This is a genomic window from Maribacter spongiicola (assembly GCF_052119685.1).
GTDB lineage: Bacteria > Bacteroidota > Bacteroidia > Flavobacteriales > Flavobacteriaceae > Maribacter > Maribacter spongiicola_A.
Genome location: NZ_JBGQOO010000007.1, coordinates 109,427 through 125,689 on the forward strand (window position 1 = coordinate 109,427; position 16,263 = coordinate 125,689).

At 36.3% G+C, this 16,263-nt stretch carries 9 protein-coding genes; 3 read left to right on the top strand and 6 right to left on the bottom strand.

From position 1 onward, the window contains the following. Positions 1–12: 12 nt before the first annotated feature. Positions 13–1,425, bottom strand: a complete 1,413-nt coding sequence (locus ACEN2N_RS12445) for a sensor histidine kinase (RefSeq protein ID WP_441824661.1) — start codon at positions 1,423–1,425, stop codon at positions 13–15. 202 nt (positions 1,426–1,627) lie between these two features. On the opposite strand from ACEN2N_RS12445, the gene ACEN2N_RS12450 reads away from it, so the two are divergent. Further along, the gene (locus ACEN2N_RS12450; RefSeq protein ID WP_441824628.1) at positions 1,628–2,422 is read left to right on the top strand and encodes a transglutaminase domain-containing protein; all 795 of its coding nucleotides are present in this window, start codon (positions 1,628–1,630) and stop codon (positions 2,420–2,422) included. Positions 2,423–2,651: 229 nt separating this feature from the next. Continuing rightward, positions 2,652–5,903: a ligand-binding sensor domain-containing protein gene (locus ACEN2N_RS12455; RefSeq protein WP_441824629.1), complete on the top strand. Its 3,252-nt coding sequence runs from the start codon at positions 2,652–2,654 to the stop codon at positions 5,901–5,903. Between the two features lie 39 nt (positions 5,904–5,942). Here the strand turns inward: ACEN2N_RS12455 and ACEN2N_RS12460 are convergent, their stop codons facing one another. From ACEN2N_RS12460 to ACEN2N_RS12470, 3 genes are all read right to left on the bottom strand, one after another. Then, positions 5,943–6,494, bottom strand: coding sequence for a CopD family protein (locus ACEN2N_RS12460; protein ID WP_441824630.1), 552 nt, complete (start codon positions 6,492–6,494; stop codon positions 5,943–5,945). Positions 6,495–6,681: 187 nt separating this feature from the next. Then, positions 6,682–9,807, bottom strand: coding sequence for a VPS10 domain-containing protein (locus tag ACEN2N_RS12465; RefSeq protein WP_441824631.1), 3,126 nt, complete (start codon positions 9,805–9,807; stop codon positions 6,682–6,684). 126 nt (positions 9,808–9,933) lie between these two features. Continuing rightward, positions 9,934–13,044, bottom strand: coding sequence for a WD40/YVTN/BNR-like repeat-containing protein (locus ACEN2N_RS12470; protein WP_441824662.1), 3,111 nt, complete (start codon positions 13,042–13,044; stop codon positions 9,934–9,936). Positions 13,045–13,351: 307 nt separating this feature from the next. Between ACEN2N_RS12470 and ACEN2N_RS12475 the strand changes: the two genes are divergently transcribed. After that, positions 13,352–14,656 carry an alpha/beta hydrolase family protein gene (locus ACEN2N_RS12475; RefSeq protein WP_441824632.1) on the top strand — a complete coding sequence of 435 codons (1,305 nt, stop codon included), beginning with the start codon at positions 13,352–13,354 and terminating at the stop codon, positions 14,654–14,656. Here the strand turns inward: ACEN2N_RS12475 and ACEN2N_RS12480 are convergent. Both ACEN2N_RS12480 and ACEN2N_RS12485 read right to left on the bottom strand, forming a co-directional pair. Further along, entirely contained in the window at positions 14,653–14,793 is a 141-nt protein-coding gene (locus ACEN2N_RS12480; RefSeq protein ID WP_424004326.1) for a hypothetical protein, read from the bottom strand. The two genes, ACEN2N_RS12475 and ACEN2N_RS12480, sit on opposite strands and share 4 nt — an antisense overlap. A gap of 69 nt (positions 14,794–14,862) precedes the next feature. Next, positions 14,863–16,239, bottom strand: a complete 1,377-nt coding sequence (locus ACEN2N_RS12485) for an MATE family efflux transporter (RefSeq protein ID WP_441824633.1) — start codon at positions 16,237–16,239, stop codon at positions 14,863–14,865. Positions 16,240–16,263 lie beyond the last annotated feature (24 nt).

Here is a 16,263-nt window from a genome sequence, read left to right on the forward strand (position 1 = left end):
TGTTTTGTTGATTTATATATTCTCTTTCGGAAACTTTACACAGAATACTGTACCCTTACCTAAATGAGACGTGAATTTGATCGTACCCTTATATGTTTCTACAATATTTTTTACCATACCTAAACCTAATCCCATACCGCTAGTCTTGGTAGTAAATTTAGGTTCAAATATTTTTTCTTCATTATCCTTTTCAATTCCATGACCATTATCTGCCACAGATATTTTAACCATATCACCTTCAGATGCTACACTGACCAAAACTCTTGGCGATGCTACATCTGGCACAGCCTGAATTGCATTTTTTACCAAATTGGTTACCACACGTATTAGTTGTGTACGGTCTAATTTCGCAATTATTTCTTCTTCATCTGCGATGAAATGTATGTAATCTTCATTGAAAATATCTAAAGCCAATTTCACGATTTTTACCACGTTCAACGTTTCGTTTTGTTGCGCTGGCATTTCGGCAAAATTTGAAAAAGCTGAGGCAATGCTGCTCATGGTATCTATTTGCTGAATTAAGGTATCGGAATATTCCCTTAATTTTTCATGTATCTGCGGGTCGCTTGGATCAAACTTGCGTTCAAAACTTTGTACCGTTAATCGCATAGGTGTCAACGGATTCTTGATTTCATGCGCCACCTGTTTTGCCATTTCGCGCCATGCCTGCTCACGTTCGCTACGTGCTAATTTTGCCGCACTTTGCCCAAGCTCATCTATCATACCATTATAAGCGTCAATTAGCTTTTCAATCTCTTCGCCTGGGTTGTCTATATAAATTTTCTTGTTCTGTTTGTTCAAGTTTGTTTTCCCCATCATCGTAGAAATGGTCTCTAACGATCGAGTAATATACTTCGATATAAAAAATGCAAAAGCAATTGCCATGAGCAACATCAATAAATACACTCCAGATAGTCGAAATAAAAACTCTTTTAACTCATAATCGTTGAATGAATTATCTTCAAAATAAGGTAGATTAAGAATACCTATGGGTTTAAATTTTTGATCAGCGATATAAGAGAAAGAAGCTTTGTATTTATCTCCTGCCAAAGCGTTTTCAAGTATATAATGTTTATTTGGACTAATCTCCAATTTGTTCAATACCTCAGCATCTAAACACATTGAAATAGAATCATTGGCAAATTTTGGACGTGAACTTTTTATTAGTTCCCCATCTAAGCTGTAGATGTTAAAATTCATGTTTTGCACCACTGCAATCTCATAAATTTCATTTTTAAAAATAAGGTCTAGATTTTCGGTAGTAACCGGATAGGTCGTTTTCTGAATGGCAAGGTCAATACTTTGGCGTATCTGTTCCTCTTTACGCTCCATTCTATTTTCATGGTAATCTTTAGACTGTTCACGATATTGGTATACCGTAACACCCGCAATCAATACCGATGCAATAAGCACCAAAAATATCATGGATAAAAAAATGCGTGACCGTAAAGATACTCTTGTTAGCAAGATTCAATTATTTCGTTTAAAGTTAACAAATATCGAACCAAAAATATCAAATATGCTTTTAAGGTTTAATGGCGAGAAGTATAAGGTGTTACTTTAAATGTTATCTTCAATACTAGGTTCGTCAATGCGCCATAATTAAAGTATTCAAAAATTCAGATATATGCGTTTACGTACCAGTTGCAATATAAAGTTCGAGATTTCTGAGCCAACACCATTTATTCTTATGTTGAGACCGCGTAGTGGCAGCCAACAATGGGTAGAAAGAGAGGAATATAAAATTACCCCGAGCATTCCAGTTATTGAGTTTACCGACAACTACGGTAATCTATGTCAACGATTAATTGCTCAACCAGGGCAGTTCTTAATATCTACCTCTTCAGAAATTGTAACCTCAAATTTTATAGACCAAGGTTTTGGCGCATCATTTGTAGATATACAGAATTTACCAGACGCTGTTCTTAGTTACCTATTACCAAGCAGATACTGCGAATCTGATTGCTTTTATGAAATGAGTTCAAGTATAACTAATGGTCATTTATACGGTTATAATCAAGTTTCTGCAATTACCAATTGGTTGCGTGACAATATTAGCTATTTACCAGGAAGCAATAATCAGCCACTATCTGCAAGTCAGGTTAATATTAGAAGGTTTGGTGTTTGTCGAGATTTTGCTCACTTGGGAATTGCCTTGTGCCGCAGTTTAAGCATTCCTGCCCGTATTGTTGTTGGTTATCTTTATGGCTTAGAGCCTATGGACATGCATGCTTGGTTTGAAGCTTATGTTGGAGATCGATGGTATACATTTGATGCAACACAAATAAATTCGCCTGGTGGGTATGTTATTCTTGGTTTTGGTCGTGATGCTGCCGATGTTGCTATTTTCAATCAATTTGGTCCGCTCGTATATCCCACAGAGCAACTTGTTAAAGTGGAACAGATATCATCGGATACCTAATAGGAAAATGAATTAAGTCCGTGACACTTATGAAATAGCGGATTAATCCATTGTAAATTGATTAAATCAAATCATATATCACTTAGATATAATTTTTAAACTCATTTCTAAAATCAATTATTTTGAAATAAAAGTTAAAATTTCATGATAAATAATGTTTGGAAGTAATTTCTTACATTTATTTACGTTAATACTATGTTGTAATTTATTTTTTATATCAAATTCAGGCATGCTATATAAGTCACTTTTAACGTTATTCACGATATTCATTGCCCTTTGCACCTCTATAACGCTACATTCTCAATACGCTGAATCGCTTACATTTCAGCATATTCAAGACGGTATGTCTCAAAGCACTGCTACCGTTTTCTTAGAGGATAGTTTTGGTTTTATTTGGATAGGCACCAGAAATGGACTCAACAGATATGATGGAAAAGATTTTGAAATCTACACCAAAAGTCTTGATGGTAAAACTGGGCTCAACCATGAATATATTGTGGCATTATATGAAGATGGTCAAAATATTATTATTGGCACAAATGAAGGAATTAGTCTTTATGATCGTAGTTTAAATATTATAACTCCTTACCCGTTAATCAATGAAGGTGAAACTATCAAAAATGAAGTATTTGAGACTATAGCAAAGAAAAATGGCATACTTTGGTTAGGTTCAGAGTCTAGTGGTGTTTATAGATACGAAATAGAAACCGGAAAAGTAAAACATTTTTCTCCACCTAATGAACACATTAAAGTTGAAAACCCACGACTTAACAAAGTTGTTAAAGTTGAAGTTTTAGATGCTAACCGTATTCTTGTGGTATTCACATATAATACCTTACTACTAAATTCTGAGATGGAGATTATTAGTGAAGTTTTACAAACGGAAGAGATGGTTACCGGTATAAATTCATCAGATAATTCTTTTTTAATAGGATCAGGGAGGGGATCGCTATTTAGTTTGGTCATAGAAGAAAATTCAATTAGTATCACCAAAGAAAAAGATGTTAGCCCTTATTTTGGTATACGCTCTTTAGAAAAAACGTTAGATAACGAATTGTGGATAGGCACCGAAAATAACGGTTTACATATTTACGATGAAAATCTAGATTTAATAAGACATATTGAGTACAGTGTTACAAGACCAAATTCCATTTCTGGAAATTCTATATGGGCTTTATTATGTGCTCGCAATGGCACAATGTGGATAGCGCCTTACAAAAGCGGACTAAATTTTTACGATAAAGAATATTTTAAATTTAAACATATAAATTCTGACCCATTCAACCCTAAATCGCTAAGTAACAAATTAGTGAATTGCTTTACCGAAGACGACAAGGGCAACCTTTGGATTGGCACAGATGGCGGTGGAATAGATTACTGGGACCGATCTTCAAATACATTTGACAACTATTCACTAACTAATAAAACTTTTCCCAGTGATGTAGTTCTTTCAATATTACAGACTAAAGATGACGAGTTATGGGCGGGAACATGGACAAATGGTATAGCCATACTCAATACAAAAACAAAAAAAAACAGTGTACTAACTTCAGAGAATTCATTTTTAAAATCAAACATAATAATTGACCTTTTAAAAGATAAAAAAGAAAGAATTTGGATAGTAAACTACTTTGCAGGAGTGCAAGTGTATGATCCTAAAACAAAAACTCACCGAGATATAACGCTGAAATCAGAAATTGATGGTAGTATAATTAACTCCATATACCTGATTTTTGAAGATAATCAAGGTAATATTTGGGTTGGTACCTTGAACACCGGTTTATTTAAAATAACAGAAAATGGTGACGAATATTCAACTGTTCATTATCATACCAAAAACTCTTTAAGTAATAGTTTTATTAATGCCATAATTCAAGATCATGAAGATAACATTTGGGTTGGTACCCAAGGCGGACTTCATAAGTATAATCCACAAAACGATTCGTTTACAGTGATTTCTAAGAATGATGGTTTAAAAAACGATGCTATTAAAAGTATCATAGATGACCAGAAAAAACATTTGTGGTTAAGCACTGAAGAAGGTATCATTAGATATGACATGAATACTGGAAAAACAATTAATTACGATGTAGGTGATGGTCTTCAGTCTAAAGAATTTATTGCAAGTTCATCCATAACAACAAAAAAAGGCGAATATATATTTGGTGGTATTAACGGCTTTAATATTTTTACTGCTAGTGATGTTGAAAAACGAAAAGATACGCTTACCCTCTTTGTTTCTGGATTAAAAATTTTCAATAAGCCCGTACTACCTAATGATGACTTTGGAGTATTAAATAAAGATATTGGTCAAGTAGACTCGTTAACCTTTAACTACGACCAATCTGTAATTAATATAGATTTTAAAGCCCTTAACTTTAGACATCCAGAAAGTGTTAATTATGCATTTTACCTTGAAGGTTTTGAAAAAGACTGGAATTATGTAGGTAATAATCCTACAGCAACATACACAAACTTAAATCCTGGAGAATATATATTAAGGATGAAATCTACCAATTCTGACGGAGTTTGGGTCGACAACGAAATAGATCTTCATTTAACTGTTACCCCACCTTATTGGCAAACTTGGTGGTTCAAAACATTAATGATTGTGCTTGTTTTATTATTATTTTATATCGCGCAACATGTTAAACTACTAAATATTCGAAAAAATCAACGAAGACTAGAGTTGAAGGTTGATGAACGTACCAAAGAATTACAATTTCAAAAAAACAAACTAGTAGAAGCTGCAGACAACTTAGCATCTAAAAACGAGGAAATTCAACGATTTACGTATGCCGTTTCTCACGATTTAAAAAGTCCGTTAGGTAACATTAGAGGACTCGCAAGTCTAATACCTTTAGAAGTATCGTTAGAAGACCACCCAGGTCTAGCCGAATACTTGAGCCTTATCGATGTTTCTTGCAACAATATGAACGAATTAATTTCTGATATTACAGAAATTGCCAGACTAGGAAAAATCGACAACAAAAATGAGTTGCTAAAAACCAACGAACTATTAGACCTATCAAGAAATTTAATTAAGGGCAAACTGAAACAGCTCAATATAGAGCTTTCAATTACTGAAAATATGCCCGATATTTTTGGTGACCGCAATAGAATACTTCAAGTTTTTGGTAATTTCTTAGATAATGCCATTAAATATATGGGCAACCAAGAAAACCCAAAAATAAGAGTCACGTACGAAGATAATGGTGACACGAACAGCTTTATGGTTATCGATAATGGGTCAGGTATGCATGAGGGAGCTCTAAAAAAGCTTTTTACACCTTTCGAACGTTTTCACGATAATGTAAAAGGTACAGGTTTAGGGCTCTATATGGTAAAACAAATAGCGATTTCACATGGCGGTACCATTATCGCAGAATCAGAAGGAGAAGGCAAAGGAGCTACTTTTAAACTAATTCTTCCAAAGGCTAAAATTGCAGCACAAAATGCTAGAAAATCACTTATTTCCTAAATTCTAAAAAATTAGAATCATACTTTAATTTTCAAGTAGTTATGCTTCCGGATTTTTATTTCGAATTCTCTTATATAGCTTTATCCCCAGCATTAAAAGTATACCTAAAACTATAATACCTACCACTCCGAAAATCCAATTAAAGGAGCTTTTCAAAATCACTAAAAACACAATAGCAAATAAAATCAGCGTAGCACCTTCATTCCATATACGCATGAATTTAGAAGTATACTGAATATCATCGCGTTGAAACTTCTTGAAAATTTGATGGTTTTTCAAATGGTAAAGAATCAACAACAAAACGAACCCAAGTTTTACGTGCATCCAGGGTTGCGATAACCATCCCGGATAAATAATCAGTAACCAAATTGCAAAAAAAGTTGCCAATATTGAAGAGGGCCATGTGATGATATACCACAATCGTTTGGTCATTAACTTTAATTGCTTTGAAAGAATTTCCTTTTCAGGAGAAGGTTTTTGAGTGGCTTCAATATGATAAATGAACAGCCTAGGTATATAAAAAAGCCCTGCAAACCAAGTTATTACGAAGATGAGATGCAGGGATTTTATATAGTTGTAATATTCTGTCATAGAGTTAAAAAACAAATTCAAGTTCAAGAGCAAGAAACAAGTGCAAGTGCAAGTGCAAGTGCAAAATAAAAGTTCAAGAGCAAGAAACAAGTTCAAGTGTAAAACTCATTTCTCTTTTCTCAATTCTTATTTCTCAATTCTAGTCTTAAACTAAGCCCAAAGTTAACAAAAGCGAACAGAACTTAGTTTATAATCTTATAGCGCCAACTCCCGCTTCCCATAACGTTTTATTATAAGCAGGTATAGCAGTGTTGATAAATTGCTTTCCCTTGGCTTTTAAACCGGTCCATTGCGCGTCTAATTCAGCCTTACGGTCTTTACTCGCTTTATTCAATCTTGGAATATCACTATTGGTCTGATTAATCATAAATATATATTCGGCAGAAAACTTATTAGGGAAATTCTCAACATCATCATACGCTTGAGACTTACGCTGTACCATATCGCCATCCCATGTTTTCATGTCTGCTAATAATTTTTCTCCAGCTGATTTCGCATTTGCATCAGTTACCTTTTTCAACACTTCCGCTAAATCGTTTTGTGCAGCATATAGTTGATTGATCATATTGTGCATTTCGGTCAATTCTGCTTCAGCAGTTGTCATAAAAGCATCATATTCTTCGTACTGACCAGGTTTTGTTATATAGGTAGGTACTTCATTAATTGTACCTGTAGTTGAAACTGTTTGGCCATCAACCTTTAATTTAAAAGTATACGTACCAGGAGATACTTTATGTCCGCTAAAACCTGCCTCAATATAAACACCTGGTATACCGGGCATAATTGGGTATTTCATATCCCAAACAAAACGGTTTAACCCTTCTTCTTTGCTTAAAACCGGTGCAGGTGGAGCGCCACCACCATTATGAGGAATATAACTAGGGTCTTTTTCTGAGCTTATAGTTCTAATTACTTTTCCTTTAGCATCTGATATTTCTAAGGCAATTGCAGTACTATCTTTCAATTTAGGCAGCTCGTAATATAGCACTACTCCGTTAGCAGGATTAATACCTTCAAAAGCATCGCTACCGGTAAATTTATCAGAATTGCCACTCAATGGGCTCCCCCAAGAACCATTGTAGGCATCTTTTGGTTTCAAAATCTGAAGTCCCTTTTTTGAAGGTTGATACTGCCCAAGAGCAACAACATCATCAAGAATCCAAAATGAACGACCCGATGTAGCTACTACCAAATCACCTTTGTGAACCTTTAAATCTGTAATTGGAGTCTTTGGTAAATTCAATTGAAAAGGCTCCCAAGATTTACCGCCATTCCAAGAAGCATAGATACCCTTTTCCGTACCTGCATACAATAAATCCTTATTAAACTCGTCTTCACGAACTACACGAGTAAAAGCACCGTATGGAATTCCGGAATTGATTGCAGTCCAAGTTTTTCCATAATCGGTTGTTTTATAAAAACCTGGTGTGTAGTCATTAAACTTATATCTAGTTGTAGCAATGTAAGCAGTGGCAGGATCATGCGGAGAAACCTCAATTGCATTGATCAAACACTCTTTTAAACCTTTAGGTGTTACATTTTCCCAAGTTTCGCCACCATTTTTGGTTAAATGCACCAATCCGTCATCACTACCTGTCCAGATGTATCCTTTTTCGTGTGGCGATTCTAAAATATAAGCAAGCGTACCATAGTTCTCAGCACCTACAGCCTCGTTCGTATATGGTCCACCACCGTTGCCTTGTTTTGCATCGATATCTCGGGTAAGATCATCAGATATTTTATCCCAAGTAAGCCCCATATCCCTAGTTCTAAATACAAATTGGGCCCCATGATAAAAAGTCCCGAGTTCATGAGTAGAAGCAATAATAGGAGCGTTCCAATTAAACAAGTATTTCATGTCTCGCGCCTCACGACCTAAATATTGAATAGGTGCTTGCATAATCTGCGTTGCAGCTTTAGACTCCATATCCATAACTTCAACAGTCCCTAAATACTGCCCCCCCATTACATATCTTGGGTTATCTGGATCAAATGCTAAAAAGGCACTTTCACCACCTGCAGAATCTGCCCAATCTCTTGCAGTAATACTGCCACTTCCGGTAGACAAACTTGCTATTCTTACCGATCTATTATCTTGCTGACCACCATAAATATTATAAGGAAATAAATTATCTACGCTGATTCTATAAAACTGTGCAGTAGGCATATTGCTTTGTGTAGACCACGTTTTGGCATAATCAAAAGAAACAGATGCGCCACCATCATCTGCCAATATCATATTTTTAGAGTTGTTAGGGTTGATCCATAAATCGTGTGTATCGCCATGTGCAACATCTAGATCTTCCCAGGTTTTTCCACCATCTTCAGAACGTAATGCCGGTGCACTTAATACATACACGGTATCTTCATCATTAGGATCCACAAAAATCTCTATATAGTACCAAGCACGCTGTACCAATCTATTATCTCCACTTACCATTGACCAAGACTCACCTGCATCGTTAGAAACGAATAATCCGCCTTTATCGGCATCTGAATCACTTTCAATTAATGCATATACCTTATCGGAATTAGACGGACTAACGGCAATAGCCATTTTCCCTTTCTCCTCCGGTAAACCTTCATGAATTTTTTTCCAAGTATCTCCTGCGTCCGTAGATTTATAAAGTCCGCTACCTGGTCCTCCACTTACAACCATGTTTGGCATACGTTGATGTTCCCACATGGCAGCATACATAATTTCAGGATAGCTAGCATCCATAGAAAGTTCAGAAGCTCCCGTAAGATTGTTTACGAATAAGGTGTTTGTCCACGTTTTACCGCCATCAATTGATTTATAAATACCACGTTCGGCATTGCCTTCAAAAAGAGCACCTTGCGCAGCCACATAAACAATATTAGGATTTGTAGGATGGATGATAATTCGTGAAATATGCTGAGTTTTTTCAAGACCCATTTTCTTCCATGTTTTACCGGCATCAGTAGATTTATATACTCCGTCTCCGTAAGATGTCATTACCCCACGTGGCGCGTGTTCGCCCATACCCACATAAACAATATTCGAATTGGATGCCGACACAGAAACTGCGCCTACCGACCCTAATTCAAAAAAACCATCAGAAATATTCTCCCAACGTTGCCCTGCAGATTCTGTTTTCCAAACTCCGCCACCAGTTGTGCCCATATAATACGTCATAGGGTCGCCAATAACTCCTGTAGCAGTTACGGAACGCCCACCTCTAAACGGACCAATATTTCTAAATTTTAAGGGTTCAAAATAATCATTCGCTGTCTGCGCAAAAGTTATGGTGGTTGCAAGCACCGCCATAAACAAGAGTAGTTGTTTTTTCATGATAGTTTGTTTGAATGTTGTTTTGGTTTTTATTCAAAATATGAGTGCAGTCGAGAACCAAGAGTTATAGAACCAAGGCATTTCGACTGCGCTCAATGTGACATTTAGTAATGACAAAACTGTATTTTACTTACTTTCATCAATGAACAAGTAATTCAATTTAAGCTCGTTAAAACCTTTATTAAATTCTTGAAGCTCTGACGAGATTACGTTATTAAAAATTTCAAGTTCTTTATTGATCGCTGTTGTCAATTCATTCTTCACAGCGATATCTTGCTCTGTTGGCGGGAAATCATCTATGGAAACCAAACTATTTAAATGACCCAATTTATTGGTCAATTTAATAGGGAAGTTCAATGGATCTTGACCACTTCTATTTTGAGTTTGATACAATGCTTTTTCTACTTCACCAAGTTTGTCTTTCATGGCTTTTGCCTTTTCGACCAAATCTTTGGTTCTATAATCATCTTTATACTGCTCAGTAAATGAATTCAGTTGCTTGGTAACATTTCTAATCTTCTTTATAGATTGATGCGCATTTTCAATAGTCGTATTGATATCTGTAATAAAATCGAACTGCTCTTGCATTTGAGCTACCGAACTTTCTGCTCTTGGATCGGGTAAAATGGTAAATGTTTCGCTACTATTAGTTCCATTCACATTCAAATGGACTTTATAATCACCAGGTACCGCTTTAGCACCGTCAAAACTTGCCCACCAGAAAATCATTCCTTCTAGTTTCTCAGCTCCTTTACCACGAGTATCCCATACAAAAGTGTTTCCGCCTTTCTTCACTTCTAACTTCTTGTCTTTTTTCTTGGCAGAAGTACTATAATTTGCCAATGTATCACCAGCCATACTTGTATACGTTAACTGAACCGAATCTTTCTCTGTATAGTTTTTCATCAGAAAATGAGTGATTACACCATTCTCTAAATTCTGACCAGCAGTTTTAGAAGGTTTTTTAGATGCTCTACCTTTTGTGCGGTATGAATCTTTTGGTTTGAACAAAACGGTATTCGCATTCTTTTTACTTTCATCTAATTGATGAAGCACCGTTAAGTCATCAATAATCCAAAGACTACGCCCTTGGGTAGCTACAATTAAATTATCATCTTTAATAGTAAGATCGGTAATAGGTACAATTGGTAAATTCAATTGAAAAGGAGTCCAACTAGCACCGTCATTGAATGACACATACATACCGGTTTCTGTACCGGCATAAAGTAAACCCTTCTTCTTTGGGTCTTCACGTACTACTCTTGTAAAATGTTCTGAAGGAATACCGTTCGTTATTTTTGCCCAGGTTTTACCGTAATCCGTTGTTTTGTATAAGTATGGCTGAAAATCGCCCAACTTATATCTAGTAGCGGCTACATAGCATGTACCCTCATCAAAATTAGAAGGATCAATACTATTAATCATATTCCACTCTGGCATATTTGGCGGAGTAACATTCTCCCAAGTAGCACCAGAATCTTTTGAAACATGAATTAATCCGTCATCACTACCTACCCAAAGAATTCCTTCTTTTAACGGACTCTCATTTGCGGTAAAAATGGTACAATAATACTCAACACTCGTATTATCTTGTGTTATTGGTCCGCCACTAGAACCTAATTTAGTTGGGTCGTTTCTAGTTAAATCTCCACTTAATACTTTCCAGCTTTGCCCTTCGTTTTCTGTAACATGTACATAGTTAGAAAAGGTGTATAATTTCTTCGGATTATGTCTACTGAACAGAATAGGGAAATTCCATTGAAAACGATACTTCATTGCTTCTGCGCCTGCACCCATAGGGTTATCAGGCCAAACGTTTATACCCCTTACTGTTTTCTTTTTATGATTAACACGAGTTAAGAATCCGTCATAACTACCACCATAAACAATATCGTTGTCTTTAGGGTCGACAGCAATCCAAGCAGATTCACCACCAGCGGTTTCTTCCCAATTGCCATCACCAATAGAATTTTCATCACTTCTATGATCTATACGTAAAGTAGAATTGTCTTGTTGTGCAACATATATTCTGTATGGGAAAGAGTTATCTGTAGTTACACGGTAGAATTGTGCCGTAGGTTGGTTGTAATAGGTACTCCAAGTTTCGCCACCATCATAAGAAATTTGTGCGCCACCATCATCGCCAATAATCATACGTTGCGAATCTTCTGGAGATATCCATAAATCGTGATGATCCCCATGTGGGGCATTAAAAGTATTGAATGACTTACCGCCATCGGTAGACTTATGGTAATTTACATTTAGCACATAAACTACATCTTCGTCTTGTGTATCGGCATAAACCCTAGTGTAATACCAAGCTCTTTGGCGAATTTTACGTTCTTCATTTACAACAGACCATGTTTTACCACCATCTTCAGAACGGTATAAACCTCCCTTTTCCTTATTCTCTACAATTGCCCAAACACGTTCAGAGTTTTTTGGAGAAACTGCTACGCCAATAATCCCTAATGTATCTGTTGGAAAACCTTCGTTCTTAGAAATTTCTGTCCAAGTTTCACCGCTATCCACACTCTTCCATAAAGCAGAACCATCACCACCACTAATTAAACTATAAGGTGTACGTTGTGCATGCCATGTAGAAGCATATAAAATTCTAGGGTTATTTGGATCGAAAGTTAAATCAACAGCCCCTGCTTGTTCGTTTACAAACAAAACCTGCTTCCAATTTTTGCCACCGTCGGTACTTTTATAAATTCCGCGGTCTTTGGTCGGTTTATAAATATCACCTAATACAGCGGCATATACCGTATTATAATCTGTTGGGTGCACACGAAGTCTAGGTACATGTCTACTTTTCTCTAAACCAGCAGAAGTCCATGTTTTACCCCCATCTTCGGTTTTCCAAACTCCGTAACCAGACGAGACATTTCCTCTTAGGGTTTTTTCTCCTCCACCTACATAGATAACATTCGGGTCGCTTTTGGCAACCTCAACGGCACCAATACTACCTCCAAAATATCCATCGGATATATTATCCCAAGTACGTCCGCCATCTAAGGTTTTCCATACTCCACCACCAGCTGCGCCGAAATAAAATAGATTAGGCTCGCCAGGTACGCCGGTTACGGCTGCAGAACGCCCACCCCGATATGGACCTATGGAACGATACTCTAAACTAGAGTATAATTCTTCTGGATATATTGGTGCGTTGTTTTGAGTTTTACTCCTTTTTTGAGCTAGTAAGGATAAAGGTAATAGGAAACATGCCAGCATGAGAATGCCAGCATTGGTAAGGTGCTTTTTCATTTTGATAGTTTGATGTTAGTCTTCTCTAAAATTAAACATTTTGTTGGGCAATTGTTGATTTTAAGATTTTATTAGCATTTCATAAGAAGTACAATTGTCAAATTGAGAATAAGCTTCGTATTTCTATACTTAATTCTCAGTAGCGGATGCTATTTCTATGCACTACACTACAAGCAAGAATATCATCCATCAAGCAAAAAGCAATTCAACATCTTCAATAGAATGTACTAGATATTTAAAGTATTCCTATATTTAAGCCAACAAACTAACAATTATGAAATTTAGAACACTATTATTTTCGGCATCTTTAATTGCCATTCTTTTTAACGGATTGAGCATCACTTCTATAAATGCCCAGACACAAGATTTTCTATATGGAGACCAAATGCCCGATGCACCAGAACTAAGTGCTAGAGGCGAATATAAAGTTGGCGTACAAACAGTAAACCTTGTAAACCCGAATCAAGTTGATATTTTAAATTCAAAAGATGGTAAAGACCCAAGTTATGACAGACCGATAACTATAGAAGTTTGGTACCCAGCAAGCGTAGGTGCCGATGCCAAAACGGTAGTTTATGATGAAGTAATGGGCACAAGAGGAGATTCGCTAAGACCATTAACACCATTTACTTTCAAAGGAAGATCCTACAGAGATGCAGAAGCATTAAAAGGGACTAAATTTCCTTTGGTAGTAGTATCCCATGGCTATGTGGGGTCACGCTTTTTAATGACATACCTAACAGAGAATTTAGCCTCTAAAGGATATATTGTCGCAGCAATTGACCATACAGATTCTACATTCAAAGATGCCAACGCGTTTCAAAGTACACTTTTGAACAGACCAAAAGATATTCGTTTTGTAATCAATGAAATGGAAAAATTAGGAGCAAAAGGTTCTAAAAATAAAATCGAGGGACTTGTAGATGCTAACAACACCGCAATTATAGGATATTCTATGGGAGGCTACGGAGTACTAAATGTCGGCGGAGCTGGATATAGCGCAGGTTTAGGTCAATTTTTTACAGGGATGACAGGTGGCAGCACTGCAATTTCTGTAAACACGGCAGGTAATGCAGAATACGAAAAATTAGCTGATGCTAGAATTAAAGCAATAGTAGCTTTCGCACCATGGGGAATGGAACGTGGTGTTTGGGACGCAGAGGGATTAAAAGGTTTAAAAACGCCTACTTTCTTTATTGCTGGAAGCGAAGATGATATTTCAGGTTACGAAAAAGGTATTAAAGCCATATATGAGGGTGCAATAAATGCAGATCGCTATCTATTGACTTACCAAAGCGCAAGACATAATGTTGCACCTAACCCAGCACCAGTAGAAGCATTGGCACCAGGTTTACATATCGATGAATACTATAGATATGCAGAGCCATCATGGGATCAACGTAAAATTAACAACGTAAATCAACACTTTATAACTGCATTTATTGGTAATCATCTTAAAAGTCAAGACAACGCTCAGTTTTTAGATGTACAAGAAAATTCAAATGAAAAAGACTGGACAGGTTTTAAACCAAGGTCTTCTACAGGTATGGAGTTATTACATGCTCAACCTGCCAACTAATATTTAGTTTTTGAGACTTTAATGACATTTTCCTTAAGTAGCCTTACATAGGTGTTTTGATTGTTTATCAATTCTTTAAGTTTCCATGCTAATAGAAATATGGCACCGGCAATTAATTGAGATAAAATAAAATTCATAACAGTATTCTTTAGGATTTCTAAAGCTACTTACGGAAAATGTTTTTTGAGGTTTGGTTTTCAGAAAGATTAAACCAAATTTTTATTGATCTCTTTTCGCAAATAATACCCGGTAACAATAGTTGCAAGCACATCTGCAATGGGGAAGGAAATCCACACTCCTAATTCTCCAAGGTAGTTGGGTAAGATTAAGATTAAGGGAATAAAGAAAAAGCCTTGACGGCATAAGGTTAATAATAATGCTGGTACCGCTTTTCCTATTGCCTGAAAATAAGCGGCACCAATAAGCTGAAGTGCAATAATCGGCGTAGCGGCAAACACCCAGCGCATAGCTGACGGAGTATTTTCAAGAACAAAAGCATTCGTAGCTATTTCAAATTCACTCATACCTGGTTTATGACTTAAAAAGAGTCCCGCTATTTCTGCGGGAAAAATCATGAGTCCCGCGAAAACTACCGTCGCTAATATGGCGGCAAATTTTATAGCCGTATAAATAGATTCTTTTACCCTTTCGTATTTTCCTGCTCCGTAATTAAACCCTGCAATAGGCAAAAAGCCTTGTGTTACACCGAATACGGGAAAAAGAGCAAACATCAACATTCTGCCAATTATAGCATAAACAGCTACCATAGCTTCACCTCCTAAATCAAAAAGAATATTATTCATTAGTAAATAAATAACACTTACTACTGCTTGTCTAGATAATGTTACAAATCCTAAAGAACTAATTTCCTTAATAATCGAAAAGTCGATTCTGAAATACTGTGCATTCAGTTTTAATTCTGAATTTTTAGAAAGAAAAAAGTATAGTATATAACTAAAACAAAGAAAATAACTGATTGTAGTTGCCCAAGCGGCACCCTCCATTCCGTAGTCTAATACATTAATAAATAGATAATCTAATACAAGATTTCCTATGGACGGAATTATCATGGCTATCATGGCAAATTTGGGTTTGCCCTCTGCTCGTATAACCGTGTTACCCATCATGTTTAGTGCTAAAAACGGCACACCATAGAGAACGATAACATAATAGATTTTAGCAAATTCAAAAATTGAACCTTTACCCCCAAAAGCGGGAATTAGGGTATCTACGAAAGTTAGCCCTACAGCCACCATAATTACAGTAATCAGTATGGTAAACGAAATTTGATTGCCAAATGTTCGCAGCGCCTTTTCTTTATTATTAGCACCTAAAGCACGCGAAATAATACTCGCACCGCCGATACCGATTGCCATACCTAAAGCACCAATAAAAAATGAAATCGGCAAAACCACATTTATTGCGGCGATGGCAATAGAACCAATCCAATTACCCACAAAAATGGAATCAACCAGAACGTTTAACGACATGACCAGTATGCCTATACCAGCGGGTACTGCTTGTTTAATGAGCAAACTCGAAATTGATTCCGTACCCAGTTCTTCTGCGGAAACGTTTGCCATTCTTTGTTAAATTTATTGATTTTT

Excerpts from the sequence above, each read along its gene's own strand:
- ACEN2N_RS12445 (WP_441824661.1), bottom strand. The coding sequence starts at position 1,425 with ATGATATTTTTGGTGCTTATTGCATCGGTATTGATTGCGGGTGTTACG.
- ACEN2N_RS12450 (WP_441824628.1), top strand. The coding sequence starts at position 1,628 with ATGCGTTTACGTACCAGTTGCAATATAAAGTTCGAGATTTCTGAGCCA.
- ACEN2N_RS12455 (WP_441824629.1), top strand. The coding sequence starts at position 2,652 with ATGCTATATAAGTCACTTTTAACGTTATTCACGATATTCATTGCCCTT.
- ACEN2N_RS12460 (WP_441824630.1), bottom strand. The coding sequence starts at position 6,494 with ATGACAGAATATTACAACTATATAAAATCCCTGCATCTCATCTTCGTA.
- ACEN2N_RS12465 (WP_441824631.1), bottom strand. The coding sequence starts at position 9,807 with ATGAAAAAACAACTACTCTTGTTTATGGCGGTGCTTGCAACCACCATA.
- ACEN2N_RS12470 (WP_441824662.1), bottom strand. The coding sequence starts at position 13,044 with ATGCTGGCATGTTTCCTATTACCTTTATCCTTACTAGCTCAAAAAAGG.
- ACEN2N_RS12475 (WP_441824632.1), top strand. The coding sequence starts at position 13,352 with ATGAAATTTAGAACACTATTATTTTCGGCATCTTTAATTGCCATTCTT.
- ACEN2N_RS12480 (WP_424004326.1), bottom strand. The coding sequence starts at position 14,793 with ATGAATTTTATTTTATCTCAATTAATTGCCGGTGCCATATTTCTATTA.
- ACEN2N_RS12485 (WP_441824633.1), bottom strand. The coding sequence starts at position 16,239 with ATGGCAAACGTTTCCGCAGAAGAACTGGGTACGGAATCAATTTCGAGT.